Origin of the sequence: Rhodococcus sp. YH3-3 (assembly GCF_001653035.1) — a bacterium.
Classification (GTDB): domain Bacteria; phylum Actinomycetota; class Actinomycetes; order Mycobacteriales; family Mycobacteriaceae; genus Rhodococcus_F; species Rhodococcus_F qingshengii.
Window position 1 is genome coordinate 1,112,870 of sequence record NZ_BCWH01000002.1, and the last position, 25,104, is coordinate 1,137,973.

General features: G+C 61.6%; 18 protein-coding genes. 8 read left to right on the top strand and 10 right to left on the bottom strand.

Annotated elements, in window-relative coordinates:
- Positions 1 to 23 precede the first annotated feature (23 nt).
- Genes YH3_RS18075 through YH3_RS18085 form a run of 3 tightly spaced genes read right to left on the bottom strand, consistent with a single transcriptional unit; the run spans position 24 to position 4,301 of the window.
- Entirely contained in the window at positions 24 to 1,406 is a 1,383-nt protein-coding gene (locus YH3_RS18075; RefSeq protein ID WP_050654765.1) for a condensation domain-containing protein, read from the bottom strand.
- Positions 1,406 to 2,872 carry a condensation domain-containing protein gene (locus YH3_RS18080; protein ID WP_050654764.1) on the bottom strand — a complete coding sequence of 489 codons (1,467 nt, stop codon included), beginning with the start codon at positions 2,870 to 2,872 and terminating at the stop codon, positions 1,406 to 1,408. The genes YH3_RS18075 and YH3_RS18080 overlap by 1 nt, the downstream gene beginning before the upstream one ends.
- Positions 2,805 to 4,301: a condensation domain-containing protein gene (locus tag YH3_RS18085; RefSeq protein ID WP_050654763.1), complete on the bottom strand. Its 1,497-nt coding sequence runs from the start codon at positions 4,299 to 4,301 to the stop codon at positions 2,805 to 2,807. Before YH3_RS18085 ends, YH3_RS18080 begins: the two co-directional genes overlap by 68 nt.
- 470 nt (positions 4,302 to 4,771) lie before the next feature.
- Here YH3_RS18085 and sthA point away from each other — a divergent pair, with 470 nt between their 5' ends.
- From sthA to YH3_RS18100, 3 genes are all read left to right on the top strand, one after another.
- On the top strand, positions 4,772 to 6,184 hold the full coding sequence (gene sthA / locus YH3_RS18090) for a Si-specific NAD(P)(+) transhydrogenase (RefSeq protein ID WP_050654762.1): 1,413 nt from the start codon (positions 4,772 to 4,774) through the stop codon (positions 6,182 to 6,184).
- Positions 6,185 to 6,335: 151 nt separating this feature from the next.
- Positions 6,336 to 7,238, top strand: coding sequence for a hypothetical protein (locus tag YH3_RS18095; protein ID WP_064443815.1), 903 nt, complete (start codon positions 6,336 to 6,338; stop codon positions 7,236 to 7,238).
- 93 nt (positions 7,239 to 7,331) lie between these two features.
- Positions 7,332 to 8,195 carry a bifunctional 2-polyprenyl-6-hydroxyphenol methylase/3-demethylubiquinol 3-O-methyltransferase UbiG gene (locus YH3_RS18100; RefSeq protein ID WP_007733954.1) on the top strand — a complete coding sequence of 288 codons (864 nt, stop codon included), beginning with the start codon at positions 7,332 to 7,334 and terminating at the stop codon, positions 8,193 to 8,195.
- A gap of 582 nt (positions 8,196 to 8,777) precedes the next feature.
- On the opposite strand, the gene YH3_RS18105 is transcribed toward YH3_RS18100, so the two are convergent.
- Together YH3_RS18105 and YH3_RS18110 are read right to left on the bottom strand one after the other, a co-directional pair.
- Positions 8,778 to 9,212 (bottom strand): hypothetical protein, encoded by a 435-nt coding sequence (locus YH3_RS18105; RefSeq protein WP_064443816.1) that lies wholly within the window; start codon positions 9,210 to 9,212, stop codon positions 8,778 to 8,780.
- 50 nt (positions 9,213 to 9,262) lie between these two features.
- Positions 9,263 to 10,264 carry a helix-turn-helix domain-containing protein gene (locus tag YH3_RS18110; RefSeq protein WP_218960020.1) on the bottom strand — a complete coding sequence of 334 codons (1,002 nt, stop codon included), beginning with the start codon at positions 10,262 to 10,264 and terminating at the stop codon, positions 9,263 to 9,265.
- Positions 10,265 to 10,628: 364 nt separating this feature from the next.
- Here YH3_RS18110 and YH3_RS18115 point away from each other — a divergent pair, with 364 nt between their 5' ends.
- Positions 10,629 to 13,148: a LuxR C-terminal-related transcriptional regulator gene (locus tag YH3_RS18115; RefSeq protein WP_064443817.1), complete on the top strand. Its 2,520-nt coding sequence runs from the start codon at positions 10,629 to 10,631 to the stop codon at positions 13,146 to 13,148.
- Positions 13,149 to 13,154: 6 nt separating this feature from the next.
- Here the strand turns inward: YH3_RS18115 and YH3_RS18120 are convergent, their stop codons facing one another.
- Positions 13,155 to 13,910, bottom strand: coding sequence for a MerR family transcriptional regulator (locus YH3_RS18120; protein WP_030535291.1), 756 nt, complete (start codon positions 13,908 to 13,910; stop codon positions 13,155 to 13,157).
- Between the two features lie 321 nt (positions 13,911 to 14,231).
- Here YH3_RS18120 and YH3_RS18125 point away from each other — a divergent pair, with 321 nt between their 5' ends.
- On the top strand, positions 14,232 to 17,687 hold the full coding sequence (locus YH3_RS18125; protein WP_042921773.1) for an indolepyruvate ferredoxin oxidoreductase family protein: 3,456 nt from the start codon (positions 14,232 to 14,234) through the stop codon (positions 17,685 to 17,687).
- A 94-nt stretch (positions 17,688 to 17,781) separates the two neighbouring features.
- Here the strand turns inward: YH3_RS18125 and YH3_RS18130 are convergent, their stop codons facing one another.
- From YH3_RS18130 to YH3_RS18140, 3 genes are all read right to left on the bottom strand, one after another.
- Positions 17,782 to 18,441, bottom strand: a complete 660-nt coding sequence (locus YH3_RS18130; protein WP_064443818.1) for an LppP/LprE family lipoprotein — start codon at positions 18,439 to 18,441, stop codon at positions 17,782 to 17,784.
- Between the two features lie 93 nt (positions 18,442 to 18,534).
- Positions 18,535 to 20,202, bottom strand: coding sequence for an amidohydrolase (locus tag YH3_RS18135; RefSeq protein ID WP_064443819.1), 1,668 nt, complete (start codon positions 20,200 to 20,202; stop codon positions 18,535 to 18,537).
- 16 nt (positions 20,203 to 20,218) lie between these two features.
- Positions 20,219 to 21,469, bottom strand: a complete 1,251-nt coding sequence (locus YH3_RS18140) for an MFS transporter (RefSeq protein ID WP_064443820.1) — start codon at positions 21,467 to 21,469, stop codon at positions 20,219 to 20,221.
- A gap of 216 nt (positions 21,470 to 21,685) precedes the next feature.
- Between YH3_RS18140 and YH3_RS18145 the strand changes: the two genes are divergently transcribed.
- Positions 21,686 to 22,315, top strand: coding sequence for a TMEM175 family protein (locus YH3_RS18145; RefSeq protein ID WP_030535295.1), 630 nt, complete (start codon positions 21,686 to 21,688; stop codon positions 22,313 to 22,315).
- On the opposite strand, the gene YH3_RS18150 is transcribed toward YH3_RS18145, so the two are convergent.
- Entirely contained in the window at positions 22,312 to 22,890 is a 579-nt protein-coding gene (locus YH3_RS18150; RefSeq protein WP_054827153.1) for a CGNR zinc finger domain-containing protein, read from the bottom strand. The genes YH3_RS18145 and YH3_RS18150 overlap by 4 nt on opposite strands.
- 108 nt (positions 22,891 to 22,998) lie before the next feature.
- On the opposite strand from YH3_RS18150, the gene YH3_RS18155 reads away from it, so the two are divergent.
- Both YH3_RS18155 and YH3_RS18160 read left to right on the top strand, forming a co-directional pair.
- A complete protein-coding gene (locus YH3_RS18155; RefSeq protein ID WP_003939725.1) occupies positions 22,999 to 23,901 on the top strand; it encodes an NAD(P)-dependent oxidoreductase in 903 nt (300 codons plus the stop codon).
- Positions 23,898 to 25,097, top strand: coding sequence for an MFS transporter (locus tag YH3_RS18160; RefSeq protein ID WP_064443821.1), 1,200 nt, complete (start codon positions 23,898 to 23,900; stop codon positions 25,095 to 25,097). Before YH3_RS18155 ends, YH3_RS18160 begins: the two co-directional genes overlap by 4 nt.
- Positions 25,098 to 25,104 lie beyond the last annotated feature (7 nt).

Genomic DNA, 25,104 nt, shown 5'->3' on the forward strand with positions numbered 1-25,104 from the left:
TCTACGGATAGGCGGCCGTTCGTCTACGGCGTCGACAGGATCTCGGAGACATGCGAGAGGAAGGTGTGCACTGTCCGGGTAGCGGGCGCAGGAAACCTGGTCCGCACTGCCAATCCGTCGTGAGTTCGTGAGAACCAGAACTGAACGTCGTCGGCGTTCGAGACGCGACTGAGTTGCTGCGGATTGATCGGCGCAGGCTGTGATTCGCTGGACTTTGATTTACGGGGGCGAGATCCACCGGGCATGGTTCGGTAGTCGGCGTAGGACACCGAGAAGATGTCTCTGCGAGTGGGCGAAACCTCGGGCCCCAAGCTCCGCAAAACCTGCCTCGACGACACGGACGACAGTGAAAGTGACTCGTGGAAAGCGAGATTGACTGCCCGGGCAGTGCTGTGAAGATTGTCCATGCTCGTCACGGTGATGGGCGCATTGGCTACCAGCCATCCGAAGGTGTGGTTGTGTCGCGGTTCCCGACGCGTGTGAACAGGGAACAGTAGGTGCGTGTCCCTCTTGCCGGTCAATTGTGTTGTGGCCAAACCGATCGACGCAAGAATTGCACCGAACGAGGAGTGTCGATGATCGGCGCAGTTCTGGTCGAACAGCTCTGCTTCGTCGGCGTCGAGGAGCATTCGGGTGTCTGTGCCCTGGGGCGACATCGCCCCGGCGGGCAGTCCCAGATCTACGGGAAAATGGGGAGTGTCACCCCCGCATGCTCGGAGGAAGGACCGCCAACCCGCAATCCGGTGGTCGCCGGGCTCTGGATCCGCGGTTGCCGATTCCCGGAAGCAGTAGTTGAGGAAACTCCCGGGCTCCGGAAGGAGATCAGACGCGATCGGATCACGGTCCGCCCGCGTGTATTCGCGATACAGAGTGCTGATCTCGGTAATTGCGATGCTCATGGACCAGCCGTCGCAGATGGCATGGTCGAACCCGCAGACCACTGTCGACTGGTCCTCGCGGGTGATGGCACCGAGAAAGTACGCGGGAAACGCGAAAGGATTGCACCATCGATCCAAGCGCTCGCCCAAGAGTTCTCGCACCTGCTCCGGTGTTCTCGCGTCAGCCACTGTTTCCTCACGCAGGCGCAGATCGCCGACGTCGGCGACGTCGACGAACAGTGCCGAGGATTCACCCGATTCTTCGGCCTGGGAGAACGAGCACGACAGGGCGTCGTGACGGGACGTCCATTCCTCGAAGCTGGCCTTGAGTGCGTCCGTGTCGATGGGGCCGGGAACGTCGAAAGTAGCAGCGAGCCAAGTCGTATCGCCGCGGCTGCCGGCAAGATGCAGCTGCTGATTGGAGGTCGGGGGAACCGGATACGTCGTTCCGGTGGAGATTTCACTCGGCGTCCACTGCAGAATGCGGCCCGGCCGTGCCTCGAACCTGTCGAGAAACGTGATGTGCATCAGGCGGTCTCCACTTCCTGACGTGCATCCGCCTGACGCACGACACGGTAGTCGCCGGTATCAGCGACCGTTCTCAGGACGTTGCGAAGGTGTCGTAGGTACCGATTCACCGATGTGTGCGCCTGCTCGGTGTCCGGAAAACTGACCATCACGTACGTACGGTCTTCCTTCCGGTTGATCCACATCGACAGATCACCCGTCGTTCCTGGCCCACCCAGTGCCCGCGCTTCGAGTTCGTCATGGTGCTCGGCACCTGGAATCAGGCGCATGTCGATGTACGACACCATCGGCGGGACCGAGGTTCCACCGATGTCGGATCCGGTCAACTTCGACACCTGGGCGATCACCGAGTGAATGGACACGTCCGCGAGTCCCTTCACCGCAGCGCGAGCAGCGTGGGCAAGGGGGAGTGCATCGGTAAAGTTCGTGACACCGCTCAGCGTGAACGAGACCGGGACGAGATTGATGAACCAGCCTTGGGAATAGAGGTATCTCGGATCGGAGCGAGTGCCGACTGCGTTGAGCGCGAAGTAGTTCGCTCGATCCGCAACTTCGATCTCGGTGAGGGCGAGGGCTGCGAAGATCCCCGTGGAGAAGCCGACGCCATTGGACTTGCACAGCGCTGCGAACGCGGCTGACTCGTCGCTGTCGAGAACGTCGATATGTGTGCGGGTCGACCGGGTCTGTTCGCCCCGCGCGACACCGAGGTCGAGGGGGAACGTCGGGAGTTGGCCGGCGTTGGCGGCGAGAATCGAAATCCACTGCTGCACAGGCGCTGCGGCCAGGTCGAGGTTCCCCGCGGATGTCCGTTCCTCGCCGCTGTACTCGACGTAGCTGCCGGGAGAGGGAAGTTGAGCGTCGATGCCGGCGCTTTCGGCGATGTACAGCGCACGAAGTTCTTCGACGCCCAGCATCAACGACAGGCCGTCGGTGTGCGAGTGATCGACGCCGTAGTAGACGGTGAAGCCGGCGCCGTGCTCGACGACGCCACTGATGAACGAGGGCCATTGCAATGGGCTGGTATCGCCGGCGAAACTTCGGCTCACATGCTCGCGAACCGCATCTGTCGTGTTCAGAGAACCGATGCTGTGCGGCGTGAGTTCGATCGTCGACGCATCCACCACGTGACGGTCGATGACCCCGCTACCGTCGGGATCTTCGGATGATCTCACCTCGAACCAACTGTGCAGTGTGTTGTGCCGCAGGACAAACGCCTGGACCGCCCGACGCAGTGCCTCCCGATCGAGATCACCGGGCAGAGTGAACGTGAATCCGATCCACGGTGACCAGTCGACGCCTTGTGCGCGCTTGTGATCGGCGGTACGAATGTGTCCTTCCTGTAGGAACGAGAGCGGTTGGTCGCTCCGCGGTGCCCCGGATGCCGCCGCCAGGGATTGTTCAGTAGGCCTGAACTCGGTGAGCGTCCCGGCTTTCGGTGCCCAGAGATCGATGGGTGTCATTTCCATGAGAGTTCTCCTCGATCGGTGCAGCGGTTTTGGTCGGAGGTGCGAAAGTGTCGGTCGAGAAGGCAAAGTCCTCCATTTCGCGGCGTAGGAGTCCCGCGAACTGATGGATGTGGCGGCTCGTGCGCGCGTTGCCCGGGTGGCGTATGGCCAGATTGAGCCCTTCGGGAGTCCGCGTGAGCCAGATGTAGACGTCGGTTCCCGAATGATCTCGACTACGAAGGCCCCTGGTCTGCCAGCTCGTCCATTGCTCGGCACCAGGAACGTGACGAACGTCCATGTACGAGAGCACGAACGGCAGGTGCTGCGGGGAGTCGATCAGCTCGCACACTTTCGAATACGGCAGTGCCGCGGCGGGGCGGACGCGCCGTATCTCCGTGCCGGCAACCTTGGCCAGATCGCTCAGGGTTGCGGCGGGGGCAATCGGAATCCTCACCGGCACAACACCGATGAACCATCCCAGCGACGCGGCCCATCGAAGCTCCGAACGGGTGTGTTGCGGCACGACGACGCGGAATTCGTCTGCACCGGTGAGATCGCCGGTCACCTTGGCCGCGCACGCGAGTATCGCGGCCAGGAATCCTTGGTTGCTGCGCTTGCTCGCTTCTGCCAGGCGTTCGGCTCCCCGGGCGCTCAGAAGCCAGGCGGACAGGCTCTGCTGAGGGACTCGGCGTCCGGTGACCGGTTCGGGTAGCGCTGGAAAGTACGGAGCCTCGCCCTGCGCGTAGAACTCGCGCCACGTCTGCACTGCCGGGTGAGAGCGGTCCGCGTGTCCCACGAGATCTCGTTCCTTGGTGCCGAAGTCGATGTAGCTTCCGGTCTCCGGCGGCGAGGGAGGGCTTCCCTCGCTCAACGATCGGTAGATCGTCTGCAGTTCGTGCGCGGTCAACGCCACCGAATATCCGTCCAGCAGAGCATGATCAGCGGCAAAAACCACGGTGAAGTGGTTGGGGCCTTCGATCGTCGCGAACTGATACGCAGGCCAGACAAGTGGATCGGTCGATCGGTCGAGCAGTTGCTGCAGATGCGTGAAGACAGACATCGAGGACGCAAGGTGTCCGACCTCGGTGCCCAGAATCCGGACGTCTCCAGACGCCGCGGTGCGTCGGACTATCGTTTCGCCCTCCACGGCGACGTGTGTTCGGAGCACTTCGTGGCGATCGATCCAGTGATCGAGAGCGGCCGCCCAGATCCTTCGGTCGAGTCGGTCGTGGATGCGAAACGAGGTACCCAGCCACGACGGAGTGCACACGTCGGTCTGATGGTGCACCTGCCGTTTCGCCTGCTGGGCATGTTTCAAGTGTGCCTCGTGTATGTAGCTGGCGGGACGCTGGTCGACAGGCCACAGTTCGGGCGGATTCACCGCGGCGGGAGTCCACTCGGTGACGGTCCCTGGAGGTAGGGGATAGTCGGCAAGTTCCGTGAATTCCATTGGGAAACCTGATCTCTCGAGATGGCGAAAGGTGGGGATCGTGAACGGGGCGGATGTTTGTAACCGAGAGTGACAGATGATTAGTCAAGGCAAGTAGAACGCGGCCCGAGGCTCCGCGCAACTGCTTCGGTGCGGGATGTGACGAGGAACATTCCGCTCGTTATTTCGGACAATTCGAATACTGGACATCCGGTTTACGGCTCTGGTCACCTGTCAGTTGATCGATCAATCACTCTGTGGTGAAACAAATTTCAACAGACCGTTGTGAATTCCGTCGGCGACGAAGCATGTGCGCATGCGAACGTCGGAATATGTTTATGTGTAGCAAGTTTCGTATGGATTCGGCTGTATCTCTTTTAATTGCAACAGGGTTCGTGTACTGCCGTCGTGTCGTTTCGGCGCGCGGATTGTTCACCGAGTATTGACATGCTCGGCATCTGCCGGTCGTATGCAGACGGTATTTCTAAGCGATGACTGATCCGATGGAATACGACCTGGTTGTGATCGGCTCCGGCCCGGGTGGGCAGAAGGCTGCCATCGCGGCGGCCAAGCTGGGTAAACGGGTAGCGATGGTCGAGAAAGGCAACATGCTCGGGGGAGTGTGCGTCAACACCGGCACCATTCCGTCGAAGACGTTGCGTGAGGCGGTTCTCTACCTCACCGGGATGAACCAACGCGAACTGTACGGCGCGAGTTACCGCGTCAAGGAGAACATCACTCCGGCCGACCTGCTGGCGCGAACCCAGCATGTCATCACCAAAGAAATCGAAGTCGTTCGATCTCAGCTCCTGCGCAACCGCGTCGAATTGTTGATAGGGGTCGGCTCGTTCGTCGACGAGCACACCATCCTCGTCGAGGACGCCTCGCGCGGAGACAAGATGACGATCACGGCGAAGTTCGTCGTGATCGCGACCGGAACGTTGCCTGCTCGCCCGGCGGGGGTGTCCTTCGACAGTCACCGGGTGCTCGACTCCGACGGGATCCTCGATCTGACCTCCATCCCGACCACCATGGTCGTCGTGGGCGCGGGAGTGATCGGTATCGAGTACGCATCGATGTTCGCGGCACTCGGCACCAAGGTCACCGTCGTCGAGAAGAGGACGTCGATGCTGGACTTCTGCGACCCCGAGGTCATCGAATCGCTTCGATTCCATCTACGCGATCTGGCGGTCACTTTCCGATTCGGTGAAGAAGTGACGGCCGTCGACGTCGGAGCGAACGGAACGCTTACGACGCTGCGCAGCGGCAAGCAGATTCCCGCCGAGACCGTGATGTACTCGGCTGGACGGCAAGGCCTCACGGCGCCACTCGCGCTGGAGAACGCCGGGCTCGAAGCCGACGAACGTGGCCGTATCTACGTCGACGACAATTTCCGCACCAAGGTCGAACACATCTACGCCGTCGGTGACGTCATCGGATTCCCGGCGTTGGCGGCGACGTCGATGGATCAAGGTCGACTCGCGGCCTATCATGCCTTCGACGAACCAGGCGCGAAGCTGATGGATCTGCAGCCGATCGGCATCTACTCGATTCCCGAGGTGTCGTACGTGGGCGCCACCGAGGTCGATTTGACCAAGGAATCGGTGCCGTACGAGGTTGGCGTTTCCCGATACCGCGAACTCGCGCGCGGGCAGATCGCAGGCGACACCTACGGGATGCTCAAGATCTTGGTGTCGACGGATGACCTGAAACTGCTCGGTGTTCATATCTTCGGCTCGGGTGCAACGGATCTCGTGCATATCGGCCAAGCGGTGATGGGGTGCGGCGGGACCGTCGAATACCTTGTCGACGCCGTCTTCAACTATCCGACACTGTCCGAGGCGTACAAGGTGGCGGCGCTCGACGTCATGAACAAGATCAGGGCTCTCAAGCAATTCCACTAGGGGTCGGGGTGTCCCCAGGTACCGGTCAGGGGCGGTCGGTGTACTTCTCGGGTAGCACTTGTTCGAATACCTGAGGGTGATGTCAGGCCTGGGGAAATAGGGCAGGGTCTATCTCCATGACCATTGCCCGGGAACTTCGTGTGGAATTTCGATGCTGATCGGACTGATTGCCGCGATCGTGGCATGCGTCGGGTACGGCGTTGCATCCGTGCTGCAAGCCTACGGCGCGCGCAAGTCGGCAGCTGCCGCCGAGCAGCGTGGCGAGGCCGGACACGTGACGGCGTCGGGTGGCCCGACCTTGCGTTCGACGTTCGCGGCCGCGCTGACGGCGTCGTTCATCCTGGGCACCGTGCTCGATGCGGTCGGATTCGCCGGTAGTGCCGTCTCCGCGCGGCTCATTCCACTGTTCTTGTCGCAGACAGTGGTCAGTGCCAATCTCGTCATCACGGCAGTGCTGGGGACCGTGGTCCTCGGCATCCAGTTGCATCGTCGCGACTGGTTCGCGATCGCTGCGGTGATCGGATCGCTCCTGCTGCTCGGATTGTCGTCAGGTCACGCGGGCGGGGGGAGTTCCAACGACGTCGTCCACTGGGGTGTCCTCGTGGGCTCGGCGTTGATCTTGCTGATCGGCATCGGTTTGATCCGATGGTTGGGCTCACGCGCAGCAGTTGTCGCCGGGTTGATCTCGGGTGTGCTGTTCGGCTGTCTGGCCATTGCCGTACGCGTGGTCTTCGGAATCGATCCGTTCGAAATCGGTACGATGCTCCGCGATCCGGCCGGCTGGGCGATCCTCGTTTCGGGCCTGGGCGGTTTCTATCTGCACACGGTGGCGCTGCAACTGGGATCCGTCAACGGAGCGACAGCGGCTCTGGTTGTCGGCGAGACGGTGGTTCCGGGAATCGTTGGCGTCGTGGTGCTCGGCGACGCGTCGAGACCGGGCCTGGAATGGCTTGCCGTCGTCGGCTTCGTCGGGGCAATCGCGGGTGCCGTCGCCGTGGCCGTCTTCGGCGCGGCGAGCCACGAGGAGAAACCGGTCGAAGAAGTGACCGTCTGATCCGGTAGACGAAAGTGTCCTCGAAGACACGACGGCGAACACGACTACAGACGTGTTAGAAAGGCAGTTCAGGCCGATCTCGGAGGGGTAGTCATGCAAGGGGCAGCAGCGAAGCACGAGGCCGAAGCCATCGCCGGAAACAAGGCAAATTGGGACGATCGCGCCGATGTGCATGTGCGCTCCGAAATGTATGACGTCGGCGGGTTTCTCGCCAACAGAGCGACCATTTCCACAGTTGTGCAGAACGACTTGTCGATTCTGGCCCCGCATCTGCCACAGTCAGGAGTGCAAGGTCACTCGCTCCTGCATTTGCAGTGCCACATCGGGATCGACACGATCTCCTGGGCGCGTCTTGGTGCGATCGACGTGCACGGGCTTGATCTGTCACCCAACTCTCTGCACCACGCTGCTCGTATCGCAAAGGCAGACAACCGCGAGATCACCTGGGTGGAAGGTGATGCGCGATTCGCCTCGACGCTGATCGACCGACGTTTCGACGCGATCGTCACCAGTGCCGGAACAATCGTCTGGTTGCCGGAACTCACCGCTTGGGCTCAGTCGATCCACGACCTCCTCGAGCCTGGTGGGGTGTTTCAGATCCGGGACGATCATCCGATCCTCGGCGCAATGGCGTTCGAGCCGTGGATGATCACCGACGACTACCTCTCCGGAGGCGGCATGCGATCGTACGAAGACTCGGCGACTTACACCGGGACCTCCGATGGGCAGATAGCGCACACTGCCAACCACGAATGGCGCCACGACCTAGGCGAGGTCATTGGTTCATTGCTGGATGCGGGTCTTCATATCGAATCAGTTTCGGAACTTCCCTATATGGACTGGCCGGCCTTTCCCGAACTCGTTCCATGCGCCAACGGATGGACTCTGCCGAGCCACTCTCCGCGGATACCGTTGAACTTCGCCATCGTCGCCAGGCGAAATCAGCGAAGTGAGTGAGCAGAGCCGATCCCTTGGAAGACTTCGAATTATTCCTCGAGCGGCGTGGCCGTATTTCGTGCATGATCGTCGGATGGCTTTGTCCCGGTTGTTGCCTGTCAGCTCGCCCTTATCGCAAGTCGGCGCGTCTGGTGTGGTGCGTCCAGGAATCGAGTTAATCGTAGTTCTTTCGAGCTAATACTTCTGGTGGATAGTGCTTTTCGCTCGAACTCTGCTCGGCGTTGTTGCAACCGTTCGGCGAAGTTGCAGTATCAGGTTCGAATGAACCTGCGTCGCTGTTCGATCGGTCAATTGGTAACGGAAACCGCGTTCTCGCAGATAGTTCCAGTGCGCCCCAATGTCCCGCTTACGTTGTGCGTCACGGGCAGCGGGACGAAGAACGGAGGAAAGTGATGAGCAGCTTGGATATTCAACGCTGGTCGAACGACTTCACCGCGCTGACCAAGGTCATATCGGAAGGCATCGAGCAGTTTGTTCTCCGGTTCATTTCCAGCTGAAGTGATCTGAGCTCGTTGCCGGGTGCGGATAGTTCAGTCGTCGCTTCCGCGGTTCGAGTGATGAATTGCGATGAAATAGAGGTTCTTACGGCGTTCGGGAGGCCTGGGCGGGGGCGAGCAGGTAGGAGAACACGTACGTAACTGCGGCGATGACCGCCAGTACGATCAAGGACATCGGGAACCCTGCGGCATCTCGCACCGGGTCACCAGTAGCGACGACAGCCGACATGAACACTCCGATTACCAGCAATGTCACCGCCAAGGCAGAGCACGCAGCGAACCGATGCTTCCAGCAGCAGACTGTGCGCGCCGGCCATGTGTGGCTTGTTCTCAGGGCGCAGCGCCCACCTGCAACAGCGCTCGAGCCGACAATCAGCCCTGCCAGCGCTCCGATGAAGGCGGGTATGAACAGTCCTACCCAGGACCAGGCTCCATCGCCGACTATCGGGATCATCACGGCGACACCTGTGACCGCACCTGTGAGCGCAGCCAGACTCAGTTCCTTGTCGACCCAGCTCATGGATCAACTAGAACACAGGCACGCTCGCGAGGCTGTGGAGTATCTCGGATTCAGGGGCTGAAGAACTCGAGTCGGCGGCGCAGGCGTGCGATCGACGGGTCCCCGATCGTGCGTCTGCCGTCGGTTCGGGCTTGGCTCGGGGTCATCCCGTAGAAGTCCTTGAACGCTCGCGCCAACTGGGATTTCGAGGTGAAGCCGCATCGCAGGGCCAACGCTTCGATCGTTTCGTTCGGCATCTCGGTTCTGGTCAATTCGCGGTAGACGAGTTCGAGACGCTTCCGCCGAATGACAAGAGCTATTCCGCCGTCGGATGCGAATGCGCGATAGAGCTGTGCCCGGGAGACGGACAATGCTGCGCACATGCTCGTCGGGCCGAGCCAGGTCTCCGAGAGATGCTCGGCGATGTAGGCGTACGCACGATCGCGGAGAGAGTGATCGGGCCGCGGCGACAGATCAGGTTCGGCGATACCCAAACTGACACGAAGGAGGGAAGCGACGACGTCCTCGTAGCCGGCCGCAGCATCGGGATCGAGATGCGGTAGCGCGAGTACGACCGATTGCATGCACTGAGCGAGCACGACGGCAGGAACTCCGCGCAGTACCGTCCCGTGTAGAGAACGACCCTTCGACTCGGCCTCGACGAGGGAACGCGGTGCGAGGAGCGTGATGGTGCGCCCTGTCGATTCCGCCTCCGCGTCGGCGGTCCAGGTACGCCCGAGGTCGAAGAATGTGACATCGCCTGGACGTGCGACGAAATCGACTCCGTCGGCGTTGCCGCTCAACTGCCCGTCGAGGACGACCTGGACCATGTATTCATCGTCGAGTCCGCTCTCGGCGATCAGCCGATTGTTTCGGGTGTACTTCTGTGCATTGAAGGTAGTTTGACCGATCAACGAGGTTCCGATGGAAAGCGCTGTGATCGAGCCTTCGAGAGATGTGTCAGGGTCAATTCGGTCGGTGACGAAGAACGGACGTGTGGCACTGCGCCAGAAGTCGTCGGCGTCCGCAGGATCGACCGATCGGGTCGACACGCGGATGCGGGCGGAATTCATCGACACGCGGGCATGATATGTCAGATCCCGCAGGTCGCAGTCACTCTCCCGCAAATAGACGTCAATAGTGACCGAGCCCACATAATGAGACAAATCGGGCGTATTTGTGAGACGGCCAGTGCTCGCGTGTCGCGGCGAAGCTGTCTATGTTGTTCGTTATGGGTGGACAGGTTGGGAGTTCGATGCTCGAACGAAATCTCGAGTTCGGCGGGGATCGACTGCTCGTTTGTCGGCCATCATGACGTCCACTTCGAATCGATCGCAGCTATCTCGAGCAAAGCGAAATCCTCGAGGAAGGGGCACGCTGCAAAGGCGGCTTGCCGGGCGTGGAGCCACGGCGATTCGTCCCCGCCTCCTCGGATTGATGGAACGCTCGGCGGGATTGACTGTTATCGATTCGCCGCTTGGGTTCGGCAAGACGGAACTCGCCGCGTTGTGGCTCACGACTCTCGGGCAGGTGCCGAGCAGACCGGTAGTCTGGGTGCCGGCGCCATCGCATCGGATGACCCCCCTCGAGTACTGGAACACCGCGCTCGCAGTAATTCAGGATTCCCTGGAATCACTCGAGGCCCCGCCACGAATGCGCGAGGATCCAGTGGGCGCGATCGAATCACTCCTCGACTCGTCGCCCGCACCATTCGTGTTGGTGTTCAACCGCATCGACCTGGTTGAGGGTGACGAGGTGGGACGCCGAATCGTGGATCTGATCGTGCGGCTTCCCGGATTGAAAGTAATCGTCACGCTGCAGGATCGGTCTGCGACGGACTTGCTCGAAGACGTCCGCGTGGACGAGTACCTGTGCGCGAACGACCTCAGATACACGCTCGACGAGTCCACCGTTCTGTTCGCGGAGGCAGGGATTCACCTTCCCTCGGGCATCGTCCATTCGATCTGTGAACGCGTCGCCGGCGTTCCCGTGCTGATGAAGGTTGCTCTGAGTGCGGTTGCGGGGCTGAGTGAACCGAGCCGTGGACGCGAACGCGTTCAGCAGCGAGTGGACCAGGCGATCCACGCGTACGTCAGTCGGACCGCTCCTCGGTCGGGCAAGTCGCTCGAGTTGTTCGACTTCGCGACTACGATCGCCGCTGCCCGCACGGTGACACCAGAGATCGCTCGTGTCTTGTCCGACGATCTTGACGTGGAGGGCAAACTGGACTTGCTCGAGTCTTTCGGTCTGATCTTCCGGAATGGTTTCGAGGGAGAACCGTCCTGGTACTTCGCGCCGTCAGTTCGACTGGCATTCATACAGATACGGGCCGAACAAGGGGATGGATTCGAAGATCCCTTCCAGGTACTCGTCGATCACGCTCTCGGGACTTCGGATATAGCCGGTGCCGTTCACTACGCCTTGGACGGACGCAAGTGGACCAGGGTGCTCGACATACTCGAGCGCCACTGGGCTGATCTTCTGGTCGATCACACCGGATTGGTCCGGACTGCGTTGCAATCCATACCCGGTGACGTACTCAGTTCGAACCCTTCGATTCTGGTGGGTCGTGACCTGCTCGAATCACGTCTGCGGCCGCAGTTGATCAACGGCGATTCATTACCGACGGAACCGGCGGAATTGCGTGCGATAGGTGGTAGTCCGCATGCGCACAGCTTGTTGAACGTCGGAACTGTCCAATCGGTGGTGCTGAGAACATCCGGTAAGTACCAACGCTCTACCGAGATCACGCGCAAATTGGCGCACGTCGTGTACGGACTCGGCGACGAGTCGTTGGGCGCGTTGGGGTCTCAACTGCCCGCCCTGCGGCTGATCTGGGGGGTCTCGCATCAATTGACCGGTGACCTCGGTGATGCCGCGGTGGAATTGCGACTCGCCTATCAAGGTGCGGTGCAACATGGTCCGGAGTTCGTCCTGCGTCACGCCGCAGGCAATGCCGCGCTCAACTCCGCGCTGATCGGGGACGTCGCGCACGCGACGGACTGGCTGCACCTGGAAAGCACACACCCGGACGTTTCGGGATGGTTGGGACCGCCCTCGCACATGGGGGGAGCGATCGCGCGGGCACTGGTGGCGTGCGACAGCGTGGACCTGCACGCCGGAGCTGCCGCGATGGACGCACTCGCCGAGGTCACACCGCCGGGCGACCTGTGGGCGTTCGCGGCCTACACTTACACCAGATTTGCACTGCTGCAATCGGACCCGTTCTCGGGGCTGATTTCCCTCCAGCGCGCAGTGGCAACGCACGGGCACGTGAATCCGTGTGAACGATCGCTCGGTGACGCGCTTCTCACCGCGGCACGTATCGATCTTCTGTTGGCGTCCGGGGAGGGTACCAAGGCGCTGGAAGAATCAGTCGCTGCGCCACATACGTTTGCAGTTGTCACGGTCTCCGTGGCGCGGGCGCATCTCCTGACCGGGTCGCCGTCCCAGGCATTGGAATTGTGCCGCGAAATCGACTGGAGCGGGCAGTATCTCACGAGGTTTCGGCTCGAATCCCTGCTGATCGAATGCGCTGCTCTGTGTGAACTGGGCAGGATCCCCGCTGCCGCGAGTACATGGGAGGAAGCTCGCGGACTGCTCGAAACCTCCGGTGTCCTGTCGGCCCTGGCGACGATACCGCGTGATCTGATCAGGCAACTCGAAGATCGGGCCGAGGGCTCGAGCAGTGCCGTCGCGACCTTTCTCGAATCCGAAGCGGCGCAGATGTATCCGGCGACCATCGTTCGGGTCCAATTGACGAAACGGGAGATGGACGTTCTCGTGGAACTGGGTCTCGGCATTCCGATCGGTGAGATCGCGCGGCGGTTGTTCGTATCCAACAACACTCTGAAGAGTCACCTCCGAGCCTTGTATCGCAAACTCGGTGCGCATTCCCGGGAAGAGGCTGTCGCCTCAGCGCACCGACACAACCTCCTCGGCAGTGGGCAGGACTGATCGGCGTCAGTGCAGATTGCGCTCGGCGTAGACCTTCATCGCGTCACGGACCAGCGAAGCGGTGCCTTCTCCGTACTTGTCGTAGTTTGCAGTGAAGCGGGGATCGTCGACGTACATCTGGCCGAGCCCGGTGAAGGCGTCGGCGCTGGGAGTCCTTCCCTGCCAACCGATCTTTATCCACTCGAACTGTCTTCGGGTAATCGTCTGGACGTCGTCACTTTCCGCGGACAGCCCCGCTGTCAGTGCTTTTCCGAATGCCGCTGCGATGTCGGCTTGAGCTTGCAGATGAGCTTTACGGTCCTGCTCCGACATCGACCGCCACCAGTTGTCGCCGCTGGTGTAGGCGTCCTTGCCCCAACGCTCGATGACCTCGTCCTTGTATCGGGTGTGGTCGAACCCGTCGAAAACATCTTCCGGCATGAGTGATTCACCATTCTTCGTCTTGTTCAAGGTCCTGTTGACCGATTCGATCTGTCTCGAGATCCGCGTGCGCTCTTGCTCGAGGAGTTCGAGGTGCGTACGCAGTGCGGCGGCCGTATCGCGTTCGCCGGTGAGGACTTCGGCGATGGCCGGCAATCCGAGTCCGAGTTCCCGAAGTAGAAGGATGCGTTGCAGTCGCACCAGGGCGTCTTCGTCGTAGAAGCGGTAGCCGTTGGCGCCGATGCGACTCGGTTCCAGGAGTCCCAAATCGCCGTAGTGACGCAGCGTTCTGCTGGTGGTACCTGCGGATTTGGCGAGTTCTTGGATGGACCATTCGCTCACGTGGAGTTCCTACTCTCGGATCGGTTGTGCTCATTCAGCATGCAAGTTGACGTTGCGTCAATGTCAAGAAAGTTCTCGGTGTGCATTGTCGGGAACGTTTTATGTCCGTTTCGCCGTATCGCCACGAACGGGTCTCCAACTGATTGATTCGATGACCTAGGTCACGTGATTTGGCTCACAAATTGTCAATTTGAATAGTTGAACAAGCCTCTGTTGACGCTTTCACATACCTCGACCACGATCATCTGAACAGATCGAGTTACGCGGTTGTTGAAAATGCACGGTAGTTGAAATGCACTGCAGACGGAACGGTGGTCCACGATGACTGAACTGGTGTCGGGCGTAGCCCAGGCCAAGCCCTATGACCTCGATGATCGGTACCGGTCGGGATCGGGACCGGTGTTGCTGACCGGTGTTCAGGCAATTGCACGCGGCTTCGTCGAGCAGCACGTTCGCGACATTCGGGCAGGTAAGCGTATTGCCACCTTCGTCTCCGGTTACCAGGGCAGCCCCCTCGGTGGCGTCGACAAGATGCTTCACGGCATGCCCAAGGTTCTCGCCGAGCACGACATCACCTTCATCCCTGGCTTCAACGAGGAGCTCGCCGCCACGGCGGTATGGGGAAGCCAGACGGATCTCCCTGCCGGAACCGCGACCCACGACGGCGTGACCGGCGTCTGGTACGGCAAGGGCCCCGGCGTCGACCGCGCTACCGACACCATTCGCCACGCCAACATGTACGGCGTGAACCCCAAGGGCGGCGTCGTCCTCCTGGTGGGCGACGACCCCGCGTCGAAGTCCTCCACGGTTCCGGCCGTCAGCGAGCGCTCGCTTGCCGCGATGGGCGTGCCGGTTCTCTTCCCACGCAATGCCGAAGAGATCATCACGATGGGTATGCACGCCGTTGCACTCTCGCGTGTATCCGGTTGCGTCGTAGCGCTGAAGATCGTCGCCGACGTCGCAGACGGTGCCTGGACGATCGACGGCAGCATCGCGGACTTCGACATCGTGGTTCCGGAAGTGCAGTTCGAGGGCAAGCCCTTCGTCTACAAGCAGCGTCAGATGGCCGCGCCGCCGGACAGTGTCATCGCCGAGGCCGATCTGTACGGCCCGCGATGGGATCTTGTGCACGCATACGGAACTGCCAACAACCTCGATGTGATCGAGGTCAACCCCTCCGGTGCGAAGATCGGTATCGCCGCCACCGGTACAACTTTCGACTCCGTCCGACAAGCTCTGGCAGACCTCGGCGTCGATGATGCCGCGCTGCACCGCGCCGGGATCCGTCTCCTTCGCATCGGAATGTGCTACCCCGTCGTGGGCGAGAAGATAAAGGAGTTCGCCGAAGGCCTCGAGCAGATCGTCGTGGTCGAGGACAAGACCGCGTTCATCGAAGCTCAGATCCGGGAAGTCCTGTACGGCACCGACGATGCCCCTCGCATCATCGGCAAGCGTGACGGCCAGGGCCGTCTGCTCATGCCTGCCAGTGGTGAACTGACCGCAGGCCGGCTGCTCGCCCCGTTGCGCCGCGTACTGAAGCCGCACGTCGAACTCAAGCGCACCCTCCCGGCCCCGCTGTCGCTCAACGTGCTCTCCGCCAAGCGAACCGCGTACTTCTGCAGCGGGTGCCCCCACAACCGTTCCACCGCTATCCCCGAGGGTTCCATCGGCGGCGGCGGAATCGGTTGCCACACACTCGTCACCATGTCCGGCCGTGAGGACAGCGCTGTCACCGGCCTGACGCAAATGGGCGGCGAGGGCAGCCAGTGGATCGGGCAGGCACCGTTCACCGACGTGCCTCACCTGTTCCAGAACATCGGCGACGGCACCTTCTTCCACTCCGGTCAGTTGGCTGTCCAGGCATGCATCGCCGCAGGCGTGAACATCACCTACAAGTTGCTCTACAACGAAGTAGTGGCGATGACCGGTGCACAGGACGCGGAAGGTGCCCTCTCCGTTGCTCAACTCAGCCACAAGCTGACCACCGAGGGCGTCAAGCAGATCATCATCTGCGCCGACGAGCCTTCGCGTCACAACAAGCGCGCTCTGGCCAAGGGCACCAAGCTCTGGCACCGCGATCGCCTCGACGAGGCCCAGAAGGAGCTTCGCGAGATCAAGGGCGTCACAGTGTTGATCTACGACCAGCACTGTGCGGCCGACGCTCGTCGCCAGCGCAAGCGTGGCACGCTGCCCACTCGCAACACTCGCGTCGTCATCAACGAGGCAGTGTGCGAAGGCTGCGGTGACTGCGGTGTGAAGTCGAACTGCCTCTCGGTCCAGCCCGTGGACACTGAGTACGGCCGCAAGACGAAGATCGACCAGACGTCCTGCAACACGGACTACACCTGCATGGACGGCGATTGCCCGTCGTTCGTGACCGTCGAATTGGTACCGGGCAAGAAGGCTCCGAAGGCCGCACGTCCCGTCCCGCCCGTCGTCGCAGACCCCGATTTCGGACCGCTCACCAGCACGCAGAACGTGTTCCTCGCGGGCATCGGCGGCACCGGCATCGTGACCGTCAACCAGGTGCTCGCAACGGCTGCACTGCGCGCCGGCCTCGAGGTGGAGAGCCTTGACCAGATCGGACTGAGCCAGAAGGCCGGACCGGTTGTCTCGCACCTGCGTTTCAGCTCCAGCGCGCTCGAGCCGTCCAACCGCCTCACTCCGGGCAGCGCGGATTGCATCGTCGCCTTCGACCTGCTGACCGCGACGGACAACAAGAACCTCGACTACGGCAACGCCGAGAAGACGGTCTCCATCGCCTCGACGTCGCAGACGCCGACCGGAGACATGGTCTACGACAAGGCTGTTCGCTACCCCGAGGAGACGTCACTCCTCGCCCGTCTCGACAAGGTGTCGCGCACCCTGCGTTCGTTCGACGCACTCGCCGCTGCGCAGGAGTTGTTCGGTAACACCGCAGCGGCCAACTTCCTGCTGATCGGTGCTGCCTACCAGAGCGGTGGACTTCGTCTGCCGGCCGAGGCCATCGAAGAAGCGATCGGCATCAACGGCGTTGCCGTGGACGCGAACATCGCGGCATTCCGTTGGGGTCGTGCAGCAATTGCCGACACCGCAGCGTTCTCGGCCGTCACCACGCCGGCCAAGTCCGTCCGCGAACCCGTTGTCGCACCGGCTCACATGTTCGCCGGAACCACCTTCACCGGTGAAACCCTGCGACTGGTGGAACTGCGTGCAGCGCAGCTCATCGAGTTCCAGTCCGTCAAGATCGCCCAGCGTTACATCGATCAGGTTCAGGCAGTCTGGACCGCCGAACGTGCCGCAACCGAGCGGACCGATTTCAGCGAGGCTGTTGCCCGCGGCCTGTTCAAGTTCACCGCGTACAAGGACGAGTACGAAGTTGCTCGTATGCTGGTCGACCCCGCATTCATCGAGGACGTCAAGTCTCAGGTGCCGGCCGGGGAGAACCTGACCTACAAGCTCCACCCGCCGATCCTCCGAGTGATGGGCCGCAAGAAGAAGATCGGTCTCGGACCCAAGTCGCATGTTGCACTGAAGGTTCTGGCCAAGGGTAAGAAGCTTCGCGGTACCAAGCTCGACCCCTTCGGCTACATGCACGTCCGCAAGGTCGAGCGTGAACTGCTCGCCGAGTACGAGGCCATGATCGCTGACCTCTCTCGTACGCTCGCAACCGACGGATACGATCGCGCCGTCGAGATCGCGGCACTGCCGGACGTGGTTCGCGGTTACGAAGACATCAAGCTCGGCAACATCGAGCTGTACAAGACTCGCCTGCGCGAACTCGGTGTCGGTGAGTAGGAGCGCTGGCGAGTAGATCGAACAAGACTGTGCCCCAGCGACCGTCGTCGCTGGGGCACAGTTGCATTCAGGGCCTTCTCGGACCCAGGCAGGTTCAGGAGGGCGGGAACTGGCCGTCGGCAACCACGGCGCTGCCGTTCCACGTGAAGTTCACTATGTTCGGTCCGCCTTGGGGACAGCAGAATGCATCGTCGTCCAGCAGCCAACGGTATTGGACGGATACCGAATCCTTGTTGCTGTCGATGACGTGTGTGTACGAGTACGGCTCACTGGTAGCCGTGCCCAGGTATGTTCCGTCGTGGAAGAACAGGACGTGTGACTGGTAAGTCGCATCGCCGACGCCGTCGCCGTCCACCGAAACCCAGAGCAGGTCAGGACAATTCCCGATCTGTTCTTCGCTCGCGGATCTCGGTATCCAATTGCCCCCGTTGATGTCGGTGCCCAGCGTGCCGATGGCGTCGGTGACGAGCGAGGAGCCGACGTCGAGACAGGGGCCCGAAGCGGGGATTGCTGTCGTAGTCGCCGTCGTGGATACATTTGTGCGGGTGTTCGATTGTGGCGGGGGAGAGCTCGCTACCGTCGTCTCGGTTTCGTTTGCCGTCGATGTCGCCGACGCCGTTGAACTGGCTGCCGTGGAACTCGCCGCCGCTTCAGGTGTTCCTTCGGTCGACCCACAACCGGCGACCGTCAGGGCAGTGGCCGTCACCAGTGCAGCGGCTGCGACGGCGGCCGAAATCGGAGCTTTCCTGCGCATGCGTCCTCCAGAGTGTATGGGTTCACGTGTTCAAGTCCCTCCTTCGTTCTGTCGCCCGGCCGCATGCGTGCGTTATCGAACAACCGGTAACGATCAGCTATCGGACTCGGTGTTCCGTGCTTCGGTGCTCTTGGCCCCGGCCGCGTCGTATCGCACGGATCCAGCAACGACGGTCATCGCAATCTCTGTGGTCAGGAGAGAATCGACCCCTTCGGTGAACGGATCTTGTTTCAGTACGACAAAATCGGCTGCTTTACCCCGAACCAGCTGGCCGGTCACATCTTCCCACCGGCACGAGTAGGCAGCGTCGCGAGTTGCGTGAGCCAGCGCGTCCGCGAGGGGGAGTGCGTACTTCGGCAGGTTGGGTGCCAGTGACGGATCGATTGCGGATCGACGGGTGGTGGCGATGAACATGTTCGGCAGCGGCGGGTGGGGAGCGGTCGGAGCGTCCGAACCCAACGCCAGAACCGCTCCGGCCTCGGTGAATTCGGGCCAGGGGTACGCGCGATTGACCCGGTAGTCGCCGAGCATCGCCTGCCAGTTCTCCTGGATTGCAGGGTCAGCGTGAACCGGTTGCATCGAGGCGATGATTCCCAGGCGGGCAAGCCTTTCGACGTTGTCCCGGGTGATGGACTCCAAGTGTTCCATTCGGTGCCTGCGGGGAATGTCTCCGTTGGCGGCGATCGCGTACTCGAGTGCCGTCAATCCGATCTCCGACGCCTCGTCGCCGATCGCGTGCATCGCGATCTGCAGGCCTGCGGCGTCAGCGGCTGTCACGACGGGGATCAAGGACTCGAGATCCCAGATGGGCTCGGCGTTGGTGCCGTCCGAGTACGGCTCTTTCATTGCGGCAGTGCAGCTGTCGATCACACCGTCGATGATGATCTTGATTCCGGCGATACGGAGCCACGGACCTTGGACGCGCTCGTGGAGTTCGATCACGTCGTGAACTTGTCCGACGTTGTCGGCCTCGTTGTCCTCGCGGGTCATCAGCCAGTGAGCCGCGACACGCAGCGGCAGTGTTCCGTCTCCTGCGTCCAATGCTCTTTCCAGCGAGGCTAATTCGTCCGCGCCGAGTGCCATGTCGACCGCACCGGTCACGCCGTCCTCGAGATAGTGGCGGAAGGCGAGAGCGAGGGCGGCGTCCCGGTCTTCGTCGGATGCGAGCTCCGCCAGTTTCGGCCAGACGTAGAGCATCATGGCGGTCTCGTACAGCATTCCGGTGGCTTCTCCGGTGTCCGGATCCCGGCCGATACGACCGCCGATCGGATCGGGAGTGTCCGCGTCGATGCCGAGTTCTCGCAGTGCTGCAGTGTTCACCCAGACCGAATGTACGTCGTTGGCGTCGAGGTACACCGGGCGATCGGGTACGACGGCGTCGATCATCTCTCGCGTCGGGTGCCCTCCATCCAGCGCGGAGAACAACCAACTGCGACCCAGCAGTCGTGGTGCGTCCGGGTTCGATTCCGCGAATTGCTTGATGCTGGACTGAATGTCGGCGAGATCGGCGGCATCACGCAGATCCAACTTCTGCAGCGCGAATCCCATCATCACCAAATGCGTATGGGCGTCGACGAAACCGGGTAGCACGACGGCACCTTCGAGATCGATCACCTCGGCGTCTGGAGCCAGGATATCGGCATAGACGGTTTCGCCCACGAATCTGAGCTTGTGGCCTTCGACGACTATCGACTCGGCCCATCCGTCGTCGGCAGCCGTGAAGATCTTTCCGTTGCGGTAGTGAGTGATGCTGTCATTCATGACTTCTACGTGATCCTTACGCGATGACGGTAGTAGTGATGGCGGCGCTGTGGTGACGATACGCACCTTCGGTACGTGCGGAGAGTCGGGAAACCAAGGCGAACGGGACCAGTAGAACGAAGCTGATCCCCGAGATGATGACTCCGAAGGTCGGATACCCGAGGCCGGCCGTCACCGAAGTTCCGAACAGCGGCGCGAACGCGGAGCCGATGAGGTAGGTGCCCAGTAGTGGCGCCGACCATCGGCCGGCCGCGTCGAGCGCGGCCGAGATGGCAACCAGGACGATGAACGTGGCCGCGTAGATCGTGTTCCAAGCGATGACCACTACCAGGTAGATCGTGGGATCGGTGGTGAGGCCGGCAGACAGCTTCAGAATTGCCCCGAGTATCAGTAGCACGGAGATCGATACTGTCCGACTGACCCGAGAACCCAACGCGGTCAAGGTAACAGCCGCGAGCACACCACCCGCCGTTGATGCGCTCAGTGCGAGACTCATTTGTTGATCCGAGAGCCCGGCGTGCTCGGAACCCATGATGCCGAGTACTGCCCACAACGAGTCCTCGCTGATCGCCCAGATTGCAAGCATCGCGAGAAATGCGGTTCCGGCAAAAGTGAGTCGTTTCGCGCTGACCCCGGCGGGGAGAGCTGTGGTCGTATTGGCGGACTTCGCCGTCTCCGGCGACTCTTTCACCGGGGACGACGGCAACCAGGTGACCGTTGCTGCGGTAGCCAGTGCCAGGACTGCGACGATGCCGAATGCGTTGGTCATGTGTGTGCCGAGGATGGGTATGAGAGCGAGGACGGCTGTGACGACGACACGGTTCACGAGGCCGCTGATGCTTGATGCCCGGTCCGGGTTCGTGAGCGCGGCCAGTGCCGCTCCGCCAACGGATGCGGATCCACCAGCGCCGATACCGCCGACGATGATCGCGGCGCATGCGATCGTCGTGGACGGTGCGATGGCCGCAACGCCGAATGCGGCTGCCATCGCGATCAGGCTGACGCGGCCGAGGAGATGGCGATGCCGGCCCGAGGCGATTCGGGTGGTGGCGAGGCAGGTGACGGCGCAGACCAGCAGCGATGCGGTCAGAACGGCACCGGCAGCGGATTCGGTGACACCGAGGTCCTCGACCATTGCCACGATCATCAGGGGGATGAGGTTCGCGGTGATGAACCCCATGACGCCGATACTGAAGACGGCAATACCGCGGTTGGCGGTGAGTGGAACCCGGTCGGACTGCGTATTCGTCGAAGCGTTGATCGGCACTAGGGCAACCCCATGTCCTGAAGGGGGTGGCTGAACCGACCCCTGGTGGCGTGATGCGAGTCACTTAATGAATGTGATTCGTTAAGTATGGGGATGGGCTCCGCCACGGTCAAGAGATCTAACGAATTTGATTCGTTAATTGTATGTTTCCGGATACGTGCTTCCGTAAAGTGGCGTCGCCGGTCTGTTTCCTGTTGTGAGGCTTATGCTTCCGCAATGGCTGAGATTGCGGAACGCACCCGCTACTTCGAGCGCTACGTCACTTTCATCGACGCGATTGTCGCCATTGCGATCACGCTGCTCGTACTGCCGCTGGTCGAACTCACCAGTGACCACCACGGCACCACGTCGGAACTGCTGCGCGATCACGCTGCGCAGTTCTACTCGTTCGCCCTGAGCTTTCTGGTGATCTTCCGGCTCTGGTGGTCGCAGCATCGGCTGCTTCGTTTTGTGGTCGACGCGGACAAGGTGGTCGTTCGCGGACTGGGGTTGTGGGTGATGACCATCGTGTTCCTGCCCTTCCCGACAGCGCTCGTTGCAGCGCCGTCGCAGGATCTCGGGACCAGGGCTCTCTACATCGGGACAATGGCAGCCAGTGCTGCGTGCCTGGCGGTGGTCGCGTGGGGTCTGGTCCGCAACCCGTCGTTGAGCGAAGAGAATGCGAAGCCGCATTTCACCGCTGAAATCGTCACTTTCCTGATCATGGTGGTGGCGCTGCTCGTCAGTGTGCTCGTTCCGGTGACGTCGTACTTCCCGCTGTTTCTTCTCCTGCTGTCGACGCCGATCGAGAAGCTGTGGAACCGAGTGGCGGCGAAATGGAGTCGCGGTGAAGGTGAGATGAGCTAGTCGGCGCGAGCGGTCATCGCGGATTTCTTGGCTTTGTTTCCGCAGATGTTCATCGAGCACCAGCGTCGGTTGTTGCCGCGACTGGTGTCGACGTAGAGGCCGGTGCACCCGTCGCCCTGGCAGGCTTTGACGCGGTCCCGGTCGGCTCCACCGAGCACCGCGATCGCGTCGGCAGCCACTATCGACAAAGCGTCACGGATCGGATTGTCTCCGGCTGATTTCCAGAGGGCCCGGCCACTCTCGAGGACGAGGTGGGCATCACCGAGCTCGGATGCGGTGTTGACGATCCCGACATCGGTGCGTGAGGCACGGCGGTTCTCGCATACGGCGGTTCCGATGCGATGAATGGCCTCACGTAAATCCTGCGCGCCGCGGAGGTCGTCTTCTGTCGCGGTTGCGGGGGCGCCCATCAGATCGTTGGCGCGTAACCATAATTCGAGTCGCTGCGGGCTCGTGAGTCGTTCGAACCTCGAGCCGTTCCGATTGGTGAGGGTGGCGGTGAAGCGGAAGGCGAGCGTGTCGTTGTCGAGTCGAAACACGTCCCGAGCGGATTGATCGGCTCCTGCTTCGTTCACTTTCGTCCTCCTTCGTGGCGAACCATCTCAACCGGTTCGACAGCAACTGTACCCGTGTGAGAGTCTTGAACCGTCTTAGATGGTTCAGCACTTTCGAGAGGGAAATCCATGACTTCTGTTTCCGTGGTCGGCTTGGGCGCGATGGGCCGTCCCATCGCTCGAAATCTACTGGGCGCAGGCTTCGACGTGACGGTGTGGAATCGCAGCCCTGAAGCGGTAGCCGAACTGGTCGAGGAAGGGGCGATCGGCGCGAAAACCGTTGCCGAGGCATTCCAGTCCGGTGTTGTGCTGTCGATGTTGGCAGATGATTCGGCCGTGTCTTCGGCCATTCTGGATCCCGCCGTCCTCGCATCCGTTCCGAGTGGAACCGTGCACGTCAACATGGCCACCGTCAGCGTCGACCTTGCCAAGCGCGCCGCCGCACTGCACGCCGAGTACGGCATCGGGTACATCGCGGCGCCGGTGTTCGGACGCGTTTCTGTTGCTCAGGCTGGCCAGTTGAACATCATCGCCGCCGGCGACAGTTCCCTCCTCGAGCGAGTGCAACCCTTCCTCGACGTCATCGGTGCTCGCACGTGGCCACAAGGTGAGCGTCCGGAGCAGGCCAACATCGTCAAGATCATCGGCAATTACCTCATCCTCGCCGCGATTCAATCCTTGGGCGAGGCAATCACATTGGGGGAGAGGTCAGGTGTGGACGGAAGCCAACTCGTAGAACTGCTGACCTCGACGATCTTCCCGGGGCCGGTCTACTCCAGCTACGGAAACCTCGTCGCGACGCGTCAGTACGAGCCTGCAGGATTCACCACAGCTCTGGGCCTCAAGGATTTGAGGCTTGCGCTCGACGCCGCCGACAGCGTCGATCTGGATTTGCCGTTCGGTGGCGTACTTCGAGGCGTGCTCGCTCAGGCTCTGGCGAACGGTCAGGGCGAGATGGACTGGGCGTCTATTGCAGAACTGGTCCGTTCCGGCCAGTCGGGTGAAGGCAGTCCCGAAACACCGACGAGGTGAGCTCGAACTCGGACGGGACGGCGACTTCGGCACTGGCGGAGACCGATTCCGTCCGGACACTACCGCTGGCCGGGTTGTCGGCACTCGCAATGGCAGGCTTCATAGCGATCACAACCGAAACCATGCCGGCCGGACTACTGGTGCAGATCGGGTCAGGGTTGTCCGTATCAGTCTCCGGCGCAGGGCAATTGGTCACCGCATACGCATTGGGTTCCGTCGTCGGGGCGGTACCACTGATCGCATTGACCCGAGGATTGCGACGGCGTGCTGTCCCGGTGTCGGCGATTCTGGGGTTCGGTGTCTTCAATCTGGTGACAGCGCTTTCGTCGAATCCGGTTCTCACCTTGGGTGTTCGGTTTCTGGCCGGTATGGCGGCAAGTGTGGTGTGGGGGTTGCTTGCCGGGTACGCACGCAGGATGTCGCCCCCTCACCTGCAGGGGCGGGCCGTTGCGGTTGCCTCCGTCGGACAGCCGATCGCGTTGGCAATCGGCGTTCCGATGGGGGCGTGGCTCGGGACCCTGGCCGATTGGCGCGTCGTCTTCGCCGTGATGTCGGTTGCTGCGCTACTTCTGGTCGCGTGGATACTCACGGTGATGCCGGACTTTCCCGGGCAACAAGCGGATCGGCAGCTGCCGGTGCGGAAAGTCCTGGTCCTGCCTGGCGTACGACCTATTCTGTTTGTCGCGTTCTTGTGGATCCTCGCGCACAACATCGTGTACACGTATCTGGCGGCGTTTCTGGATCGCATCGGTTTCGGCGATCGGTTGGGAATCGTCTTGTTCGTGTTCGGACTTTTCGCCTTCGTGGGCATCGGTGTGGTCGGGGTGTTCGTCGATCGGGCCCTTCGAAGTCTCACCGTGCTGAGCTTGGTGGTCTTTGCCGCAGCTTTGACGGCGTTGGGCGGCGGCGGTGACAGCTTCGCTGTGATCGCACTCAGCGTTGCGGCGTGGGGTGCGGCATTCGGAGGCGCTCCCACTCTCCTTCAGACGGCGCTCGCGGATACGACGGGCGACGCTGTGGACACTGCGCAATCGGTTTTCGTGACGATCTTCAATTCGGCGATCGCAGCGGGCGGCGTCGTAGGCGGGCTGATCTTGGCGGACAGGGGTGCGGGAGCATTGCCGTTGGTTTCGCTGGTGCTGATCGTCGTCGGTGTTCTTGTGGCCAGTATCCGACAATTCGGACATAGCTTGTGATTCACTT

What these genes read in the sequence shown, in the direction of transcription:
- YH3_RS18110 (WP_218960020.1), bottom strand. Translation starts at nt 10,264, where the DNA reads ATGAATTCCGCCCGCATCCGCGTGTCGACCCGATCGGTCGATCCTGCG.
- YH3_RS18105 (WP_064443816.1), bottom strand. Translation starts at nt 9,212, where the DNA reads ATGAGCTGGGTCGACAAGGAACTGAGTCTGGCTGCGCTCACAGGTGCG.
- YH3_RS18085 (WP_050654763.1), bottom strand. Translation starts at nt 4,301, where the DNA reads ATGGAATTCACGGAACTTGCCGACTATCCCCTACCTCCAGGGACCGTC.
- YH3_RS18115 (WP_064443817.1), top strand. Translation starts at nt 10,629, where the DNA reads ATGGAACGCTCGGCGGGATTGACTGTTATCGATTCGCCGCTTGGGTTC.
- YH3_RS18145 (WP_030535295.1), top strand. Translation starts at nt 21,686, where the DNA reads ATGGCTGAGATTGCGGAACGCACCCGCTACTTCGAGCGCTACGTCACT.
- sthA (WP_050654762.1), top strand. Translation starts at nt 4,772, where the DNA reads ATGACTGATCCGATGGAATACGACCTGGTTGTGATCGGCTCCGGCCCG.
- YH3_RS18135 (WP_064443819.1), bottom strand. Translation starts at nt 20,202, where the DNA reads ATGAATGACAGCATCACTCACTACCGCAACGGAAAGATCTTCACGGCT.
- YH3_RS18095 (WP_064443815.1), top strand. Translation starts at nt 6,336, where the DNA reads ATGCTGATCGGACTGATTGCCGCGATCGTGGCATGCGTCGGGTACGGC.
- YH3_RS18155 (WP_003939725.1), top strand. Translation starts at nt 22,999, where the DNA reads ATGACTTCTGTTTCCGTGGTCGGCTTGGGCGCGATGGGCCGTCCCATC.
- YH3_RS18075 (WP_050654765.1), bottom strand. Translation starts at nt 1,406, where the DNA reads ATGCACATCACGTTTCTCGACAGGTTCGAGGCACGGCCGGGCCGCATT.
- YH3_RS18080 (WP_050654764.1), bottom strand. Translation starts at nt 2,872, where the DNA reads ATGGAAATGACACCCATCGATCTCTGGGCACCGAAAGCCGGGACGCTC.
- YH3_RS18100 (WP_007733954.1), top strand. Translation starts at nt 7,332, where the DNA reads ATGCAAGGGGCAGCAGCGAAGCACGAGGCCGAAGCCATCGCCGGAAAC.
- YH3_RS18130 (WP_064443818.1), bottom strand. Translation starts at nt 18,441, where the DNA reads ATGCGCAGGAAAGCTCCGATTTCGGCCGCCGTCGCAGCCGCTGCACTG.
- YH3_RS18125 (WP_042921773.1), top strand. Translation starts at nt 14,232, where the DNA reads ATGACTGAACTGGTGTCGGGCGTAGCCCAGGCCAAGCCCTATGACCTC.